The sequence below is a fragment of the Streptomyces sp. H27-C3 genome, from assembly GCF_030063415.1.
GTDB lineage: Bacteria > Actinomycetota > Actinomycetes > Streptomycetales > Streptomycetaceae > Streptomyces.
In genome coordinates, this window is sequence record NZ_JASITA010000042.1 from 46,685 (window position 1) to 64,903 (window position 18,219).

General features: G+C 69.5%; 18 protein-coding genes and 3 pseudogenes. 7 read left to right on the forward strand and 14 right to left on the reverse strand.

What is annotated here, in order from left to right:
• Positions 1-24: 24 nt before the first annotated feature.
• From QMK30_RS31385 to QMK30_RS31395, 3 genes and pseudogenes are all read left to right on the forward strand, one after another.
• Positions 25-1,335 carry an ATP-binding protein gene (locus tag QMK30_RS31385; RefSeq protein ID WP_283521717.1) on the forward strand — a complete coding sequence of 437 codons (1,311 nt, stop codon included), beginning with the start codon at positions 25-27 and terminating at the stop codon, positions 1,333-1,335.
• Between the two features lie 317 nt (positions 1,336-1,652).
• Positions 1,653-1,874, forward strand: coding sequence for a hypothetical protein (locus QMK30_RS31390; RefSeq protein WP_283521718.1), 222 nt, complete (start codon positions 1,653-1,655; stop codon positions 1,872-1,874).
• Positions 1,789-2,160: pseudogene (locus QMK30_RS31395) on the forward strand (helix-turn-helix domain-containing protein); the annotation flags it as partial. The gene QMK30_RS31390 and the pseudogene QMK30_RS31395, both read left to right, overlap by 86 nt.
• Positions 2,161-2,183: 23 nt before the next feature.
• Here the strand turns inward: QMK30_RS31395 and QMK30_RS31400 are convergent.
• Positions 2,184-3,197 (reverse strand): ISAs1 family transposase, encoded by a 1,014-nt coding sequence (locus QMK30_RS31400; protein ID WP_283521719.1) that lies wholly within the window; start codon positions 3,195-3,197, stop codon positions 2,184-2,186.
• Complete coding sequence (locus QMK30_RS31405) at positions 3,188-3,334, reverse strand: hypothetical protein (RefSeq protein ID WP_283521720.1); 147 nt, start codon at positions 3,332-3,334, stop codon at positions 3,188-3,190. The genes QMK30_RS31400 and QMK30_RS31405 overlap by 10 nt, the downstream gene beginning before the upstream one ends.
• Before the next feature lie 116 nt (positions 3,335-3,450).
• Between QMK30_RS31405 and QMK30_RS31410 the strand changes: the two are divergent.
• Positions 3,451-3,579: pseudogene (locus QMK30_RS31410) on the forward strand (IS5/IS1182 family transposase); the annotation flags it as partial.
• Between the two features lie 118 nt (positions 3,580-3,697).
• On the opposite strand, the pseudogene QMK30_RS31415 reads toward QMK30_RS31410, so the two are convergent.
• A pseudogene (locus tag QMK30_RS31415) lies at positions 3,698-4,153 on the reverse strand (CorA family divalent cation transporter); the annotation flags it as partial.
• A 52-nt stretch (positions 4,154-4,205) separates the two neighbouring features.
• On the opposite strand from QMK30_RS31415, the gene QMK30_RS31420 reads away from it, so the two are divergent.
• Positions 4,206-4,421 carry a hypothetical protein gene (locus tag QMK30_RS31420; RefSeq protein ID WP_283521721.1) on the forward strand — a complete coding sequence of 72 codons (216 nt, stop codon included), beginning with the start codon at positions 4,206-4,208 and terminating at the stop codon, positions 4,419-4,421.
• 346 nt (positions 4,422-4,767) lie between these two features.
• Positions 4,768-5,211 (forward strand): transposase, encoded by a 444-nt coding sequence (locus QMK30_RS31425; RefSeq protein WP_283521722.1) that lies wholly within the window; start codon positions 4,768-4,770, stop codon positions 5,209-5,211.
• 188 nt (positions 5,212-5,399) lie between these two features.
• Here the strand turns inward: QMK30_RS31425 and QMK30_RS31430 are convergent, their stop codons facing one another.
• The 9 genes from QMK30_RS31430 to tap all read right to left on the reverse strand — a co-directional run bounded on the left by QMK30_RS31430 (position 5,400) and on the right by tap (position 15,697).
• Positions 5,400-7,394 (reverse strand): ABC transporter ATP-binding protein, encoded by a 1,995-nt coding sequence (locus QMK30_RS31430; RefSeq protein WP_502963260.1) that lies wholly within the window; start codon positions 7,392-7,394, stop codon positions 5,400-5,402.
• 4 nt (positions 7,395-7,398) lie between these two features.
• A complete protein-coding gene (locus QMK30_RS31435) occupies positions 7,399-7,815 on the reverse strand; it encodes a lasso peptide biosynthesis B2 protein (RefSeq protein ID WP_283521723.1) in 417 nt (138 codons plus the stop codon).
• 145 nt (positions 7,816-7,960) lie between these two features.
• On the reverse strand, positions 7,961-8,215 hold the full coding sequence (locus tag QMK30_RS31440) for a lasso peptide biosynthesis PqqD family chaperone (RefSeq protein WP_283521724.1): 255 nt from the start codon (positions 8,213-8,215) through the stop codon (positions 7,961-7,963).
• 78 nt (positions 8,216-8,293) lie between these two features.
• Positions 8,294-10,141, reverse strand: a complete 1,848-nt coding sequence (locus QMK30_RS31445) for an asparagine synthase-related protein (protein ID WP_283521725.1) — start codon at positions 10,139-10,141, stop codon at positions 8,294-8,296.
• A gap of 144 nt (positions 10,142-10,285) precedes the next feature.
• Positions 10,286-10,396, reverse strand: a complete 111-nt coding sequence (locus QMK30_RS31450) for a keywimysin-related RiPP (RefSeq protein ID WP_283521726.1) — start codon at positions 10,394-10,396, stop codon at positions 10,286-10,288.
• Between the two features lie 1,149 nt (positions 10,397-11,545).
• Positions 11,546-12,178: a replication-relaxation family protein gene (locus QMK30_RS31455; RefSeq protein ID WP_283521727.1), complete on the reverse strand. Its 633-nt coding sequence runs from the start codon at positions 12,176-12,178 to the stop codon at positions 11,546-11,548.
• Positions 12,179-12,279: 101 nt separating this feature from the next.
• Positions 12,280-12,549, reverse strand: a complete 270-nt coding sequence (locus QMK30_RS31460; protein WP_283521728.1) for a hypothetical protein — start codon at positions 12,547-12,549, stop codon at positions 12,280-12,282.
• Between the two features lie 338 nt (positions 12,550-12,887).
• Positions 12,888-13,451 (reverse strand): telomere-protecting terminal protein Tpg, encoded by a 564-nt coding sequence (gene tpg, locus QMK30_RS31465; protein WP_283521729.1) that lies wholly within the window; start codon positions 13,449-13,451, stop codon positions 12,888-12,890.
• Between the two features lie 8 nt (positions 13,452-13,459).
• Positions 13,460-15,697: a telomere-associated protein Tap gene (tap, locus tag QMK30_RS31470; protein WP_283521730.1), complete on the reverse strand. Its 2,238-nt coding sequence runs from the start codon at positions 15,695-15,697 to the stop codon at positions 13,460-13,462.
• A gap of 858 nt (positions 15,698-16,555) precedes the next feature.
• On the opposite strand from tap, the gene QMK30_RS31475 reads away from it, so the two are divergent.
• Positions 16,556-17,086, forward strand: a complete 531-nt coding sequence (locus QMK30_RS31475; protein WP_283521731.1) for a hypothetical protein — start codon at positions 16,556-16,558, stop codon at positions 17,084-17,086.
• A gap of 267 nt (positions 17,087-17,353) precedes the next feature.
• Here QMK30_RS31475 and QMK30_RS38560 read toward each other — a convergent pair whose 3' ends face one another.
• Both QMK30_RS38560 and QMK30_RS38565 read right to left on the reverse strand, forming a co-directional pair.
• A complete protein-coding gene (locus QMK30_RS38560) occupies positions 17,354-17,560 on the reverse strand; it encodes a hypothetical protein (RefSeq protein WP_349362128.1) in 207 nt (68 codons plus the stop codon).
• 23 nt (positions 17,561-17,583) lie between these two features.
• Entirely contained in the window at positions 17,584-17,811 is a 228-nt protein-coding gene (locus tag QMK30_RS38565; RefSeq protein ID WP_349362129.1) for a hypothetical protein, read from the reverse strand.
• Between the last annotated feature and the right edge of the window lie 408 nt (positions 17,812-18,219).

Consider the following 18,219-nt stretch of genomic DNA (forward strand, 5'->3'; position numbering starts at 1 on the left):
GGTGCTGTCGGCGCGGCAGAGAGAATGGTGGTCCACGACCGGGAGGTGGTGTCGATGGCCGTGTGGCGGTTGCGTGACTTCCGTGAGGGCGATCTCGACCAGGCGCTCCGAATCTGGGATCAGAATCGGCAGGTCGACGACGCGACGCCGGTGTTTCCCGTCTCCGAGGTGATGGCGGCGGCCCGGGTCGGCCAGGGCGGCGTCGTCGCTGTGGTCGACGAGGAGCTCGTCGGCATCGCGGTGGCGCAGGCCCATGGGGAGCGTGCCTGGGTGCTCCTGGTGGCCCTGGCAGGACAGTGGCGCGAGCGCGGGATCGGCAGCGCTTTGCTCGCCGAGCTCGAGCGACGCCTGCGCGTGCAGGGGGTGCGCCGGATCAGCGCGCTGCTGCCCTCAGGCAGCACCGGTACCAAGGCCCTGGAGAATTCCGGATACCTCGCTCGTGGCGACCTCACCTACTACGAACGGCCCGAGCCGTCCGCAGTGGCCGACGCGGACCTGCTCGCGCTACTGGGGGGCCGGATGCTGCCGGTGGGCCTGTGGGACCAGATGGCCGGCATGGAGCCGGAGAAACACGTCGTCGAACAGCGGATCGTGCTGCCGCTGGCCGAACCCGCCCTGTCCGAGCGGTACAACGTCGCCCCACCCAAAGCCTTCATCCTGTTCGGTCCCCCCGGGACCGGCAAAACGAGCTTCGCCAAGGCAGTGGCTTCCCGACTGAACTGGCCGTTCGTGGAACTGTTCCCCTCCCGGCTCGCCGCCGACACCAGCGAGGGGCTGGCCGCGGCACTGCGGGAGGCGTTCGTGGACCTCGCCGAACTGGAGGCGGTGCTGCTCTTCATCGACGAGGTCGAGGAGATCGCCGGCGTGCGTTCCGGGCAAGCCGTCGATCCGGGGCACGGGGTCACCAATGAGCTGCTCAAGCTGATCCCCGGCTTCCGTGAGCACGATGACCGACTGCTGGCCTGCGCCACCAATTCGGTCCGCTCCCTCGACCCGGCTTTCATGCGGCCCGGCCGCTTCGACTACATCATCCCGATCGGCCCGCCGAACCCGGCCGCGCGAGCGGCGATCTGGTCCCGCTATCTCGGCTCCGCCGCCAAGTCGGTGGACGTGGCCGCGCTGGCCAAGGCGAGTGAGTTCTTCACCCCCGCCGACATCGAGTTCGCCGCACGCAAGGGCTCGCAGGCGGCCTTCGAGCGCGAGGTCAGCCAGCGACTGGGCATACCGGTCGGCACCGACGACTACCTCGACGCCATCGCCGACACGCGACCGACGCTCACCACGCAGGCCCTCGAGGAGTTCACCGAGGACATCGACACCTACAGCCGCCTCTGACCACGACGACCGTACGGCAGCAGGAACGGCAACGACCACGGCCGATCAAGGCAGTTCCACGCTGAGGACGTCATGGGCGACACCCCCGGTCACCTCGCTGTACCGGGCGCTCGCCAAAGTCGACGAGCACGACACCCAGCAGGCAACCCCAGCAAGATCACCGGACTCCACGAAACTCGGGGCAGTTCACCAGTAAAGGAACAGGCGCTTCCCGCAGTTCCGCTGAGACCTCGACCGCGCCATCCTCCACAGCACGCTCGACTGCACCGCCCACTGCTCCCGGCCCGTCCGGTACGTCCTCTCCTCAAGCCCAGAACATGAAAATCAAGCTATTCAAAACCGGCAAGACGCCCGACGGCGCCGTGATCATCAGCCTGAACAGCGCGGTCGGCCTGACCGGGTCGTCGCAACACCTCGATCTTGGAGGTCTTGATGGGCAGGCCAGCGGGTTGGATGTCGGAGTTGACCGGCAGGTCACCGATGAAGTCGCCGGGCAAGCCGTCGCTGCGACGCGACGTGGAGCGGTTGTTCTGGCGTGAGATCGGCAACGGGCTTACCAGTGAGGAGGCCGCGATCACGGTCGGCGCGTCGCAGGCAGCCGGCAGTCGTTGGTTCCGGGAACGTGGCGGCATGCCGACGTTCCTGCGTGTCCCGGTCTCGGGCCGCTACCTGTCATTTGAAGAGCGCGAAGAGATCGCCCTGCTGAGGGCTCAGGACACTGGGGTGAGAGAGATCGGCCGTCGGCTCGGCCGCCATCCCTCGACCATCTCCCGGGAGCTGCGCCGCAACGCGGCCACCCGCGGAGGCAGGGCTGATTCAAAGTCCTGGTGATCATGTGGTGGTGCAGGTCAGGCCACGCCCAGGAGATCGAGTGGGCGGGTGAAGGGGTGGTAGGAGACCTCGCGCAGGCCGGCGGCGACGTTGCGGTGTCCGGCCGTGCGGAGGGTGTTGATCGCCAGGTTCCGCAGCGTGGCCATGTTCTCCGGGCCGTGGCCGGTGTGGATCTTCGAGGCGTCCTCGGCGAAGGTGGTGTCGCGTACGAAGTGCAGCCGGTTCCCGATCACCCACTGCGACCGGGCCAGGCGCCCGATCCGAAGCGGTGACGCCTCACGCGCGGTGAGGTCGGTGAGCGCGTAGACGGTCTTTCGGGTCACCTTCCCGGTCTTCTGGTCGGTGCGGTGCCGCAGGATGCGGGCGGCCTGAACGGCGTGCGGGAAGTCCAGCCCCAGGCCGGTGACGGTCAGACACCTGGTGGCCCGGGTCTCCTTGCGGCCGTGGCCGGCCTCTCGGTCATAGCGCCGGGCGGTCACCTCCTTCCACGGCAGTGCCCGCAGTTGCGCGAACAGCGTCGGCTGGTTGGCCCTGACCACCAGCAGATAGTGCGCCTCCTTCTGCTCGACCAGGAAGCGGGCGTGCCCGCGCTGGGTGTGCAGGGCATCGGCGGTGACCACGACGCCGGTCAGGTCGAAGGGTGCCAGCAGTCGTGTGAACGCGGTGATTTCGTTCGTCTTGTCCGGTACCCGCAGCTGGCTGACGGTCTGCCCGCCGCCGGAGACAGCGGCCAGCAGGTGCGCGGCCGGGCCGGCGGCGGTGCGTGAGCCGCGGGCGGTCTTGCCGTCCACGGCCAGGCTCTCGACGGTGGCAGGGGCGGCGCCGAGCAGGTCGGCAAGTCCCCCGGGACACACGGCGAGCAGGACACGCCGGATGGTTGAGGTGCTGGGCGCACGGCGGACAGCGAGCGGGCCGGCTTCGCGGATGCCGAGCCGGGCGAGGGCGTCCTGGGGTGCGTTGCGGGCCCACTGGCCGATCGCGAAGTAGGAGCGGGCTCCGGCCAGGACCGCGCAGGCGCCGGTCAGCAGCACGACACCAGCGGGTGACGGCGTCCACGGCGCTTGCGCGGGTCGGGCAGCATCCGCAGCCGGCCGTCCAGCTGCGGGACCTCACGGTGTTGACGCGTGGGCGACTTGATCAGGCAGACGGTGGCAGACTGACGGCACATCGAAGCTCCGCATGTTCAGGGCGACTTGAGAGGTCACCCCGTCAACCGGAGCTTCGTTGTGTTCGTAGCGTCACCTCGACGGATCGTCACCCCGCTGTGACCAGCACTTCCACATGATCACCAGGACTTTGAATCAGCCCTGCCTCAAGGGCTTCCGTGCGGTCGCCACGAGATACGACAAGAGGGTCTACGTCTTCCACGGCACCGTCACCGTCGCAGCCATCCGCCTCTGGCTCAAGACCTGATTCGCCGGACACGCCCTAACCCGCTGTGCGGGCGGGGCCTCCCTTCCCTCGGTGTTACAGAGGATTTGCGTTGGCTGGATCAGAAGAGTGTCGGCGAGGGGACGCGCCGCAACGCACGCTTGAGCAGGTCGGGGGCTTCTTCCATGCGGCGTCGGACGGCCGCGAGGTCGGGGGCGGCGCCGTGGCGGACGGTGATCACGAAGTCGGGTCCCACGAAGACGTGCAGCTCGCCGAAGTCGACCTCTTCGGCGGCGTCGAGGTAGCGGGCGGCGCGGAGCACCACGAAGAGGGTGACGCCGTAGCGTTCCAGCTTGGGCCGCTGGTGGGCCTCCAGGGCGTCCTCGACGGCGAGGGGGTGCAGGTCGAACTCTTCCGCGACGGACAGCAGCTCGGCCTCGGTCGGCCGGTGCAGGCCGATCCGCGCCATGCCGCCTTCGGCCTCGCGGAGCGTGCCGAAGGTCTCGGCAAGCGAGTCATGGGTGTTGGTGCGGACACCGTCGTGGTAAATCGCGGCAGTGATCACGCTGTTCCCGCGAGGTGGCTGCTGCCCGGCCGACACGGGCGGCCCGGGCACCCGATGGCCTCCACCCGATGGACATCCACCCGGTGCACGATGTGCGCGACGGGTGGCCGGCGGGTGGAAGTGGCGCGCACCGGTCGGTGCGCACGGCCTGGAGTGGTGCGCCCCGCGAAGCGCACCTGGTGCGGTCCGTGCGCGCACCGCCGATGTGAAGGCGCGGATGGTGCGCGCACCACCGCGCGCGGTGCGGTCGGGCGCGGCGCGCGGTGGTGCGCCGACGAACCCGATCGGCGCCGAACTCCTCTATCACACGGCCCCTTGACCAACGTCTGGACCAACCCGGGAATGTGCGGCAGGTCGCACAAATTCGGGGTGCGCAGGCGCCAGAGCGCATTTGGGTCCGGCCGCGCGGGGCCGCACCGCCGGGCGCGCCGGGACGCGCACCTGGTGCGGTCGGTGCGCTTCCACACGGTTCGCCGGCGCACCTGGTGCGCACCGCCTGTCCAGCACCGCGCACCGGATGCGCGCCCGGTGGACGCCCGGCATCGTCATCGGCGATGCCAGGCACTGAGCGACTCCGTCGGGGATCTTGAAGTTCCGCCCCCAGACAGTTGATGCATCGTCACCACGGTTGATTTCCAGTGGGGTTCATCGCCCGAGGTGATCGCATGTCTGTTCGTCCAGGTCCTGGTGCCAAGGTCCCCGACGCGACCGTGCGGGCTGCACGGGCGAGCAATCCGAAAGGCACGGCAGCCATGTGGATCCGCGACCGGCTCGACGGGTTGTGGACGGACGAGGACTTCACTCCCTGGTACCCACGGGACGGCCGTCCAGGATGGTCGCCGGCCCAGCTGGCCACCGTCTGCGTGCTGCAGTTCGTCCACGGCTGGTCGGACCGTGCGGCCGCCGAGGCCGTGCGCTGCCGTATCGACGTGAAGTACGAGCTGGGCATGGACCTGGACGATCCCGGCTTCCACCAGAGCCTGCGTACGGGAGAACTGCATGCACGGTTTGAAGCGGCGGGGACTGGAAACGGAGCATCAGCCACCGCGCCAGTCCCCGACCCTACTCAGCTGAGGCCGTTTGAGGTTCCTTCGCCCGCAACGGACTGATCAACTCATCGAAACGGCCCATATCACATCAACGATCCCAACTCCCGGAAGCAACCCCTAAATTCGCGACGCCTCCTCTAAACGCCCTCTCAGAGTGCGGTACGTGATCTTCTGTCCAGCTTGTGATCACTCGATGGAAAAAACCGTAGATCAGCAGGTCGAGTGACCCGCGAGGATAAACGTCAAGCTCAGCCGGCGACCGGCCGGCCCGGAGTGGTGCCGCTCAGTCGGTCGGCTGCGAGGAACTGGGTGGCCGCCAGCTGACGGTAGAGGTCATCGCGGGTCAACAGGTCGGCGTGCGTTCCGACCGCGCGGACCTGTCCGTCGTCCATCACCACGATGCGGTCGGCGGTGGTGACGGTGGACAGCCGGTGGGCGACCACCAGTACGGTGGTGCTGCGGGCGGCCTCGGCGACGGTCTCCCGCAGCACGGCCTCGTTCGCCGCGTCGAGTTGCGAGGTGGCTTCGTCGAGCAGCAGCAGACGGGGACTGCGCAGCAGGGCACGGGCGATGGCCACTCGTTGCCGCTCGCCCCCGGAGAGGCTGCTACCACGGTGGCCGACAGCCGTGTCGAGGCCGTCCGGCATCCGGGCGACGACGGAGTCCAGCCGGGCCTGACGTAGCGTGCGGTGCAGCCGTTCCTCGGTGACGGCTGGCAGGCCGAAGAGCAGGTTTTCCCGGAGAGTCCCGGCGAGTACCGGGGCGTCCTGCTCCACGTAGCCGATGGAGGCGCGAAGTTCGGAAAGCGGCCACTCCCGCACGTCCCTGCCGTCGAGGAGAACGCGGCCGGCGTCCGGTTCGTGGAAGCGTTCGATGAGGGAGAAGATGGTGGTCTTGCCGGCTCCCGAGGGTCCGACGAAGGCGGTCATGCCCAGGGCCGGGACAGTGAAGCTGACCTCCCGGTGCACCGCAGGCAGCCCGGCGCGGTACGCGAAGCTCACCCTGTCGAACGTGACGGCCGCCGGAGAACGAAGGTCCGAGGGCGGTGAACGCCGGTTGGCGTGCGACGCCGGATCCGGCACGTCCGCGCAGTGCGGCTGCTCGGCCGGTGGTTTCGGCTCCGTGGTCCCCTCAGCTCCCTGCGTCCGTTCCGTCGGCAGGTCCTCGACGTCCTGAATGCGGGCGGCGGCGGTCATGCCGGTCTGAAACTGGGCCACGCAGTCCACGAGTTGGTGGACGCGGGGGGCCAGGGAGAACAGGTAGAGCAGAAAGGCGATCAGGGTGGAGACGCTCATGGCGCCCGAGGCCGCCCGTGTACCTCCTACGCCGAGTACCAGCAGGAACGCCGTTTGGACGGCTATCACACCGGACGAGTTGGACAGGGCCTCCCACCCTGCGGCCCGTACGCCGGCCTGCTGGGCGCGCCCGGCGGCCTCGTGCAGGCGGGCGATCTCGTACGGTTCCGCACCGGACGCCTTGACGGTGCGGTAGGCGCCGAAGACCCGCTCCAGTTCGGCGCCGATGCCACCGACGGCTTCCTGCGTCTGCCGGGTGGCGCGGCCGATACGCGGCGCCACGACAGCGACGGTCACGGCCACGAGAGCCAGCGCACCCGAGGTGACGCCGAGCAGCACGAGGTCGAGCACCCCCATCATGGTGACGGTCGCCGCCAGCACCAGGGAGCCGGTGACGGCCGAGGCTATGGACTGGGTGGCGACCTGACGCAACAGCGTCGTGTCGGAGGTGGCCCGGGAGATCAGGTCACCGGGTTCGGTCCGTTCGACCGCGGACAGACGCAGCCACAGCAGTCGCGAGGTCAGCCGTCGGCGAGCGGTGTGTACGACGGCCTCTGCGGTGCGCTCCAGGATGTACTGACCGAGAGCGGCCAGGCTGGCGCCGAGCACGACCAGCGTGCTGAGTGCCACCAGCATGCCGACGGTGTGCTCCCCGTTGCCCAGGTTGTCCACCAGGCGCTTGGCTGCCAACGGTTGCACCAGGCCGACCAGACTGCCGAGCAGCCCGAGGGTGGTGCCGACGAGGATGCCGGTGCGCTGTGGGCGCAGGTGGCCGACGAGGGCGCGCCGACCGTGGGCGCCTCCCGGCCGGCGTCCAACGGCGCTGCCCGTGTGGGGCGTGCCGGGAGGCGGCGGTTCGGGGCCCTGTCGCTGCGGCGCGGTCCGCTCGGCGGCGGCACCGAGCGGGTGCTCCGGGTTCCGCACGGGTGTCTTTCGCGGCGCGGCCACCGGCTCACTCCACCGTGAAAAAGCGCTGGTAGTAGTCGCGGGTGCAGCCCTCCGCGACGGGTATCCCCTCCGCCTCGACCCAGGCGTGGGCGGCGAACGGAGGTCTGGCGCGCACCCCGACACACCACACCGGCCATCGCCCTCGCATCCTGCACAGCAGAACGACGGCGAGGGAGCGGGGCAGGCAGCCTCGTTGTCCGCCGCAGGACAGACTCACCGCCATGACCGTCCGGTGGGCCGCTGCGGCCTCGTCCAGCGTCGCGGGCCTGGCGCCGCGTCGCAGCAACGCCAGAACCGCGCGAATACGGCGCGGCGGCTGCGTCGCCAGCAGGTGTGCGCAGCCCACGGCCAGCCTGGTGGCGACGCGCCGTCCCGCGGGGACGGACCGGGGGCGGTAGGGAACCGCTTCTGAGGTGGACATCTCTGCCTTCCTTCGCTTGTGGCCGGGGACAGGGCGGCCTTTGCCTGCGGCCATGGGCGGTCCGGCCGCAGAAGCCGGTCGCGGGCCGGGCCTTGTGCCGGCTGAACGCGAGCTCCTGTCCCGGCTCGGCGGGGACGACGGGGAGTCAGGTTCTGACGAGTCCCGCTTCGCGCAGCTGACCGAGGACGAGGTCCGCGTCCTGCTCGGCCACTTCGCGGTCCACGTCGTAGTCCCGGGTCAGCGCGTCCGCTGCCTGCGCGGCGGTCTGTCCGTCCAGCATCGCCCTGACCAAGGAGGCGGCGGTGGGGTTGAGGGTCCAGTAGTCGCCGCTGCTCTCGTCGAGCAGCGCTATGCCGTACTCCGTCTCGGTCATCAGCACGCCGGGCCGCAGGGTGAACACCGTGTTCCTCCTCTTGTCGGGATTCGTCGAGGTCTGCTCTGGGCGGCGAGTGGGTACTGCCGCTGGTGGACGTGGGCGTCAGGTGACGGCCGAAGGGGGGGGCCGGCGGCTCTCGTGGGAGCGCAGCCAGACCTCGCAGGCGACCGTGGGGTGGAGCAACTCGCTCTCGCTCTCGGCGGCCAGCGGACGGCCGGACCACTCCCGCAGGGCGGAGACGTCGATCAGTCCGAGTTCTCCCAGCCGGGACTGCTCGCACAGGGCCAGCAACTGGTCGCGGTGCTCGCGCAGTCCCGCTTCCTCCTCCAGCGTGGCGTTGGCCTTGGTCGCGCGGCTCCGGCTCTCCTCGGGCACGATGCCGCGCATCGCCTCCACGATCAGCGGCTTGTACCGGTACGGTGTGATCCGCTCCCGGTCATCGACCGCCAGTGCCGCCTCGACGACCCGGTCGTCGTAGTACGGTGCCGCGCAGGCCACGCCCAGCGGGGCGGCCATCTGACCGATGTGCCGGGCGAACTGCGAGACCAGCCGCATGGTGACCAGTTCGCGGTGCAGCCCATGACCGCCTCCGCCCAGCGGTTCGGCGCTGTCTGCTTCGGCGGTGATCAGCTCTCGGACCGCCTCGGCGGCGTCCCCGGTGGCCCACGGGGGCAGCCGCGGGGCCGTCGACCAGGCGAGCAGCGGCTCCTGCGGATGCTGCGGAGGGGCCCGCAGATCGTCGGCGACTTGGCGCAGCCAGGACCGGTAGGGGCGCCGGTCGGACAGTTGCCGCAGCACCCGCCGCCGGGACCAGCCGTACTTGGCGGTGTAGCCGCGCAGCAGGGGAACGGCGTTGCGCGGATGCGTGGCGGCCATGCCGTGCAGGCGCGCCGACGACCCGGCGAGCAGCTCGTCCCCACCGAGACCGGTCAGATGCAGGGGCGACCCCTGCTCGGCGGCCAGTCGCAACAGGCTCATGCGGCGGTTCCGGTCGACAGTCATGAGGGAGGGCGCGTCCAGATGGTCGTCGAGCTCCGTCAGACCGTCGAAAGTCAACGGTATCCGTGCGGCCGGGACGACGTGGTGGTTCTCCGTCTGCTCCAGCGCACCGACCGTCCTGCGGGCCCAGTGGACGTCGTCCCCCAGTGAGTCGTGGGTCGCGGCGGTGTACGAGATGACGCGGGCGTCGCCGCGGGCCGCCAGGCAGTAGACCGCGGTGGAGTCCAGGCCGCCGAGGTCGGCGGTCAGCAACCGCCGCCCCCGCGTGCGCACGTCGACGGCGGCGGCCAGGGCGTCCCGGAACCGTGCGGCGCCCTCCGCCATGGGCAGGTCCGGCTGTGGCGGCGTCCACCAGCGCACCTGGCGGGCCCGGCCCTTCGCGGTGAGCTCCAGCCAATGGTCACCGGGAAGATCGTCCACCCCGTGCCAGACGGGCCGGTCTGAAAGGGGGTGCAGCAGGCCCAGAGTGAGCAATTGCACAGCGAGCCGGCGCTCGTCCAGTTCCCGTTCCAGTAGACCGGCCACAACGTCCGCCCGGTCACCGGCGATCGTCACCGGTCCGGATTCTCCGTGAAAGACGCGCCGCAGGCCGGCGATACTTCCCTGTACGCGTATGTCGCCGGCGACGCTGGCGACGAAATGAAAACTTCCGGACAAACGGGAGGCGAGGGAATTCAGTGACTCCGGTGAATCGGCTGCTGCCGCTGCTTTCGCGAGCTGCGCGGAATTAGTTGTGTGTTCACCGAGTACAGCGATCCGTGATGTCCCGGCTACGCCGAGGGTGAGGAGTTCCTGCGACCATCGGCCCAACAGCCACGGTCTGCCCGAGGAATGCGCTATCTCCTGGTCGGCGCCGGCCCTCGCCCGCGTGACGATCTCGGCGGCCGCGTCGCTGTCGGGGAGGACGACGAACCACAGCGGTGGAAAACTGAACGATGGGGGAAGTCCCACGCGTGCACGCCTCCGGTCGTCAGGGATGCCGGAACAGGTAGCCGGGTGGCGGCCGGCAGCCGCCACCCGGCTGAACGGGCGAAGTGCCGCCCGTTCAGTCGCCGCCGGGCCGGGGCTTCACCCGGACCGGACGGGACGGCCGTGTCAGAGGAGCTGCTTGCCGCCCAGCAGGTCCTTCGGACCCGAACCGGTGGCCCCGGTCGTCTTGCGGAAGCTTCCTGCCTTGGCCAGCGTGGGACGCTCGTAGGTACGCATCGTTGCTTCTCCCTTCCAGGCTTGGGACTAGGACTTTGCAGGCGCCTGCAACGGTTTCCGGACGTGCGAGAGATTTTCATGCGTAACCGCATCCGGGTTGCCTACCGGTATCCGCTGCGTGGCGGCTTGTTCGGCAGGGTCACTCGTACGGAAAATCTCTGCCGGTCTCTCGAAACCACGGCTCACGTTAGGTCCGGCAACCGGGTCATCACAACAGTGCGCAGGGTGCCCCTGGGGCATTTGGCGCGTTTCTTATACCCACTTGCGGAGTCCCGTCACAAGGGAAACGTCTTTTCTCTGGTGGTGAGAGTGGTACGCGACAGAATCCGCCGCACACAGATACCGTGGGTGGCGGTGGGGGAAGTTGCCGGATGACGGCCGAGTTTCACCGCCCACGCATCCGGGCGAGCGGCGCCGGTGGGCGGTGTGCGGGCAGCGGTGACCTTTGCGGCGCGCTCCGCTGCCGGGTCGGCGGGCCCCAGCGTCCGGGTCGCCGAATACGCACACCCGCGTCCTGGACCGCCATAGCCTGCCCGACCGCCTCGGCCACCGCCCGCACCGACGACGTCCGTACCAGCTGCGCTCCCGCCGGCAACGCCACACCCACCGCCGCACCGCCCTCTCCCATCCGCACGCCCGCGACCGCCGCCGACGCAGGGTGCGGCGGCCGGCGCGCAGCCACCTTCGCCGCGCCGCCCTCACGCGGCCCGGCCAGGGCGAGGTCAGCCAGTGCCTGCCTCGTTCGCTGTTCCTCCCGCTCCCGCCGCACCACCACGCTCCCTTGGGCGGTGGCCAGTCGATGCCCCAGGCGGCGAGCTGGGCCATGGAGTAGCCGCCGTTGGGTGTGCGGGCGGCCTCGATCTCTTCGGGTAACGGCAGGTGTGTCATGTAGGGATCAACGATCCGCAAGGCCGGGTTGTCACCCGCCGTGCTCCCGCCGTCCGTTGATGAGCGCGACCAGGCGCTGCGGTTTGTCGCTGGTGGCGCTGTGCCAGATCGGGTTGAGGGGGCCGTGCTTCTGGAGCTTGGGGAGTGTGGTGATGGCGACGGCGAGTTCGCGGCGGTGGATGCCGCGCAGGGTGCGGATGCCCGCGAGGGTGTCGGCGGTCCGCCGGTCGAGGGTGGTCTTCTTCTTGTCGGCCAGGACGATCAGCAGGGGTGGGAACTCATCTCTGCCCCGGCCCGGGGGTAGCGGGTGAACCAGTGCGGCAGCCCGGCGGGGCCGGCACCGGCAGAGCGTACGGCGCGCGGCGTGGTGGGCCGGTGGGCGTAGTAGCGGTAGCGGTCGTACGCGGCGACCTTGTTGATCAGCTTGCCCAGCGACATGGTGGCGCGGTCCAGTTCGACGAAGACGTGCGACAGGTTCGAGAAGGGCAGGTGCAGCACAGCGTCCGGGACGAGCACGCCGCCGGCTCCCAGCGGGTGGGCGACTTCGACCTCCCAGTCGCCGACTTCGCCCAGGGCCGTGCCGAACTCGGTGGCATCGAAGGAGCCGCGGACCGACTCGATCACGGCAAGCCTGGCCAGACCATGACTGTGCTGCCTGCGGGGCAGTGACAACGCGGCATCGGCGGGATGGACATTGCTTTGGCCCGGCGCCCGCCATGCGCACCGGCGCACGGTCACCGTGCCGAACAGTGTGCTCAGCTCCCGCTGGTGACCGAACTCCAGCCGTGAACGGGAGAGTTGATCGGAACCCAGCCGGGGTGCGGGACGGGCGCGGACGGCGTCCTCTTCCCGGAGTGCACGCAGGTCCAGGTGATCCTGGAACAGCTGACGCATCACCTCCCGGCCCCGCACGTCCAGGAGTTCTTCCAGCTCACCTCCACCATCATGCCGCTGGAGGTGGACGCCTGCGCGCGCGCCTGTGCCCTGACCTGCGGTTATTCGGTCTCCTCCACCAGGGCCGCCTGGAGCCGCTTCTGTGGCTTCGTCAGCTTTCCGGCGCGGTAGCGCTCCACCGTTCGACGGGTGGTGCCCAGGCGTGCCGCCAGATCCTTCGCTGTCTCCTTCGTCCGCGTGAGGAGGAATTTCACCTGTGCATTTGCGGATTCCGGCGCGGGCCGGGTGAAGACCTTCCGCTCCGCCCGAGCGAGGGCCTCCAGGACCTTGCCGCGGCGCGGGGCCGGCTGCTGCTGCTCGTGATCAGTCATGCCTGCATGCTCAGGCGCGCAGCCTGTGGACAGAGGCCGGGCGTCCGTGGCCGCCCTGGCATGCCGTGAGCCCTGTGACCGGTCGCGATAGTTGGCGGGTGGTCACGCTTGTTGGCGGAGCCGTCGAGACGATCACGGTAGCCGCGTCGTCGCCCGTAACGCTGACTGGTTCGGGCCTCGGAGCCGCCACCTACCGTGACCAGGCCCCGCCCACCGCGAGGACCAGAAACACCGTGGACTGCAAGGACTCCTCAGACGATCCGCCAACTACCGCGACCGGTCACAAGCCCCGGACCATCAACGGTCCGGGGCTCACGGGCTGTTCGGGGTACGGCCTGCTACAGCCCGAATTCCAGGTGCTGTACGTCGTTGATCTGTACCTCTTGCAGGGAGCCTGCGCGGCGGCCGCCGTCCTGGAAGTACACCTCCCGGAGCGCGTCGGCGGCGAGCTCGCGCAGCCGGTCCTCGCTGGCGCCCTGCTCCTGGGCGTCGAAGAGGCGGGCGGCGTGCTGCGGCGGAAGGGCCACGGTCAGCTGCCGCAGGCGGTCCTCGTCCGTCGTGTCCATCGGCGCCCCGGAGTAGCCGAGGCGGGCGTGGACGTCGATGACGATGCCGCCGGTCGTCGCGGCCTTCTCGCGGGCCTTGGCCCGGATCTGCGGCTGCCACCGCTTCTTGACCTCGCTCTCCAGTCGGGCGGCGAGGGCGGCGCGGGGTTTCTTGATCTGGTCCTTCACGTACCGCTCCACGGTGCGCTGGGAGATCCGCAGCATTTGGGCGACCGCCTTGGTGCCCTTGTACTGCTTGACCAGGTACCGCATCTGCGCGCCGGCCGCCTTCGGCGCCGGGCGGGTGAACGCCTTCTGCACCGCCTGGTCCAGGCCGTCCCCGAACTCCTTGTTCATCGCGCTCCCTACTCCCCGGTGTCCTTGTTGGTGACGATGCCGTCCTTGATGTACCTGGCGAGGTTGAGCTCGGGGGCCTTGTACTGCTCCCGTACGCCCTCGCCCCACAGCGTGCTCTGCGTGCCCTCGTGCTTGACCAGGCCGGGGTTGACCCCGAGCTTGAATCCGCCCGGCAGCGGCTTGCCCTCCCGGTAGGGCACGAAGTCCAGCGGCGAGTCGCCGTCGACCGCGTAGACGACGCAGTCGGAGTTGACCGCGACCGGGTACTGCCCGGTGAACGCCGCGTGCTTGACCATCTTGCGGTGCAGGTTCATCCGGGTGCGGGAGATGACCGCCGCACGGATGTCGGGCCGCCACGTCGGGCGGGACAGCGCCCGCCACGGCTCGCCAGCCGTCCAGCTCTCGCCGCGGGGCCGCTCGCGCAGCTTGCCCAGACCGCCCTTCACCGTCGCCTTGACGGCGGTCACCACGATCGCCAGCTCCGGGTCACGGCCCTTGTAGCCGACCATCGCCGTCAGGAAGTCCTCCGGCGACAGGTCCGCGTCGACACCGAGGTCGGCCATCGTGGTCAGGTAGGCATCGCGCAGCCGGTTGTACCAGCCGTCCAGGTAGCGGCCGTTGTCGTACCGGACGTACGCCTCGGTCGGCGCGACGTCGTACCCGAGCTCCACCGCGTAGGCCACGGACGGCGTCGCGTACCAGGCCGGCCCCGTCGGGCGGTCGCCCTTCGGCGTGAACGGACTGGGCAGCAGACTCGCGTCCAGCTCCCCCCACGTGTCCTTGCCGGTCTTCACCCGGGACAGGTCGACATGGGACAGGTCGACCAGCCACGAGCCGGGCAGCTTCGGATCGAACACCGGGTTCTTGACGTGCGTCGGCTCACCGAGGCCGACGACCAGGCCATTCGCTCCGGCGGCGAACGCCATGTTGACGTCCAGGCCGACGAGGTTGCGGCGCATGCATTCGGCGTCGGTGAGCGGCCTCGCCCAGTCGTACGCCTCCTCGAACAGCTTCTCCGCCGGGCCGCGGACGTGGAACCGGGGCAGGTCCGCAAGGAGCGGGTGCCCGTCCGGGGCCTCGCACGGCGCGCAGTCCACCGGCTGCTTGCCCAGCGAGCCGGGGTTGTGCTCCGAGTGCCGCTTGCCTGTCTCATCGGGCTCGGAGGCCCGCGTCGCCGGGTGCAGCGTGGTCATCAGCTCCAGGCCGGTCACGGCGGTGGAGCCGCGCGGCGTCATCACCCGCGACGCGTACGTGCCCAGCAGCCGGGCGAGTTCCGCCGGCGGCAGCCGCCCGGCGGCGCCCCAGTGGCGGGTGTCCAGCGCGTTCCACGACGGGATGCACAGCTGGACGCAGGCCCGCTCCGAACCGGTGGCGGGGCGGTAGATCCGCGCCCACGGCCCGAAGCCCCTCTTCGTGAGCTGCCAGTCGGCGCGGGTCAGCTGCTTGATGACCTTGTGGCCTTCCGGAATCCGCCCGGCGATCCGCTCTTCCTCCGTGAGGCCGGCAGGGAGGCCGTAGCGCTCCAGTGCGGCCTCGGTGAGCACGATCAGCGGGTCGGCGTCCTTGCCCGGCCCCGACAGCTTCGGCGCGCCCAGCTTCGCCTCGCGCAGTGTCCAGTCGACCAGGGCCGGGATGGACTTGGCGGGCACGTCCATGACCAGGCCGCCGACGCAGTACGCCAGCACCTGACCGTCTTCGACGTCGACGACCGCGAGCGGCCCGTTCTCGAAGCGGGGGTCTGCGCCGCCCGCCGGAGTTCCGGCCGCGGCTGCCTTCGTCGCGCCGGGGCGCCGCGACGTCGATGTCGGCCTGGTGGTGCGCGCCGGACGGGACGCGGCCGCCGGAGCAGCGGCGACGGGGGCAGGGGCGGTCTGGGTGTTCTCGGTTGCAGTCACGGCCGCAGCCTCGGGCGCCGGGCCCGTGGAGGGAGACTGCGCTTCTGCCGGGGCGGGCGCGCCGGTGAACGCGGCCGGCACCGCAGCATCCTGGGCGGGCACGGCCGCGTCGGCGGGGTAGAGCTCCGCCAGCTGGTCCAGCAATCGGGCGTACGCCTCACGCTGCGGGGGCCGCGGCTCGGTCTTGCCGGACTCCCACGACACGATGGTCGGCCGACGCACCTTGAGCGCCTTGGCGACCTGGTCCTGGGTAAGACCGTGGGCCTTGCGCAGACGCTCGCGCTGAGCAGGTGGGGGGAGCGGGGACTGCCCGGCGATTAGGGCGTCGACCGCTTCGAACAACTCAGACATGGAGTACCTCCTGCACTCCATCATAGCCTAAAGCGCACTCATCGCGTACTAATAGCGAACATCTTGCGTACATGGGGAAGCTGCGGTGTTCTGGAGCGGGCGGCGACAGATGTGCGACGGATCCGCGCCATGGCCGGTTCTGGCGAACGGTCCACGGCTTGTCCCCGGGTCGCCGCGAGCACAGGCCAGTGCGCTAGGAGTTGGTGGTGGCCGGGGCGTCGCTGATGCAGGCTGAACACGCCTCGGTGGCGGGCTCGGAGGCGATCATCTTGCGGACGCGGCGATGGGCAGGGAGTAGCCCCGCCGGCCCGTGAGCGTCCAGCAGTCGTGCAGCGCGTGAAACCGGAAAAACCACCCTCGACCACATCCGCCTGGACCACCTGGCCGAACAGCACTACCGGCCCCGCACCCGAGGCAAGACCCGCCCCCCGTGAGCCGGACAGACCTGACGGCCGGCTCTGCGCCCTCGACCGATACCGGCTGCCCCATCCCTCCTGCGGCCCGCGTATGAGCGCAGATCCCGCCTCCAGCACCGGGCGTGTTGCGCATACGGCCGCTGCCTTGTGAGGCGACCGCTTCGTTCGTCCAGCGCCTCGCCCACGTGTACCAGTTGACGCTGCCCCAGCTCCTTCACGGCGCTGGCATCACGGTCCACGGCCACGGCACCTGCCCCACAGCCGAGCTGCATCTCTCCTCCACTGCCACCTGCTGCCTGGGCGCCCTGACCCACATCCCGTTGGCGCACCTCACACGTACCTTGCCTCAGCTCACCGCCGGCGGAGCGGCCAGGACACCGGGGCGGCCACCGCGCACTGGAGGCCACTGGAGAGACAGCACCAAGCCGTACGCGCCTGCACTGTGTGCGTCCGGCACCGCAGCCACGGCGCCGTCAACGCCGCATGGGTCTACCGGCCCTGGCACCGGCTGGTCTGCCCGCGCCACCAACAAGCCGGCCCCGACCCGCGACTCGACCGCACCGTGCGCACCTGGGCCGTGCCCGAACTCGCCGCGGTCCATCACAGCCACCAACGTCTGCTCCGACACCCGGGCGGCGTGAGCGCCTGGATGGCAGCGCGCGCGATCACCACTGGCTGGTACGACCACCAACAGCACCTGACCGGCCGGTGGCACCACTGCCTGAACCAGCTCGTCATGGCCAGCCCTCACCTGAATCATGCGGGCGGCGCCTCACCCGCACGATTAGCCCGTGATCTCGTGGCCTATCCCGAGACCGTCGCCCTCGCCCGAACCCTCGCCGCCCTGCCCCCGACCACGAACCGCACGACCAACGACACCCTCGCCCTCATCGCACACCAACTCAGTCTCGCCCGTCTGGCCCCCGCGGTCAACGACCCGCTCCGGGCCTTCCTCACCCACACACGCCTGTGACCAGCCCCAACAACCGGTACCAGCATCGCAAAGCACCATCTACCTACAGGCGTGCCCCTACATCCACAACAAACCCAAGATCAATCCCACACGACTACGGAACTCCAGACCAGCACCCCGAACAACCAACCGAACACCCCGACCACCCACCCCAACAACAGCCAACCCCGACCACACCCTCGAATCCCTGACAGAACAACAAACCACCAGGCCGCAACAACCCATCTACCAGAGAACCACTGACCCGTCACACCGAGAAATCGCACCTCAGAACCGGTCGACCTTCTCGCCCTCCGGCACCTGGTAGCAGCCGGAGACGACCATGAGGCTCAGGCTCGGCGGATCGCTCTTGACCTGGCGGACGATCTTAACGCTGTACTTCTTCTCGTCGTTGTCGGCCGTGAGGTTGAGGTTCTTGTTCTGGCTGTTGTCGATCCCGTATGACGACTTTCCAGCCGTGCTTAGGCAGTTCAACCTTGAGCCGCTCCATCACACCATCAAGCTGGTCGGCCGATGCGGGTACCAGGCTCCACGGGTGGAAAATCTGGAAGAACTTCTCCCGATCCCTGGCCACTGCACTCCGAAACGCCAGGGCCAGTTTTGGAAGCCTTTCCCTTGACGCCGATCAGGTCGTAGAGCTCGCTGGAGACCTTCTCCGCATCATCAGCGGCAGCGAGGGAGGTCTTCGTGCCGGCGGTCGGGGTGTCGTCAGGATTGTCAGTCATGCCGCATCCGGTGAGTGTAGTGAGGACAAGGGACACGAGGAGCGCTTGAGCGCTCAGTCTGGTCTTCAAGCCGAGGAGCCTCGATTGGTTGGAACAGGGCACGGGCCGGTCATTTCGGTCGGATACTTCGCGGATCGGTCGTAGGGCTGGCACGGGCTGGCGCGCGTGAGCTTCGTCGTCCCTATCTCATTCCCGGCGTCCGGTTCGGAGGCTCCTTCAAGGCCACGTTCTCACCGTTGCCTGACACGACCTGACCCTGGTTCCTCAGGCTGTCAGTGCCCTCAGACGCCGTATTCCTATCGATCAGGTGGACGGTTCTGAATCGAACAGGAGGACCGGGAGGGTGATCTTGGCCGGGCGGGCGCATGAGGACAGGGCCTCTTGGTAGCTCGGGGTTGCGACACCAAC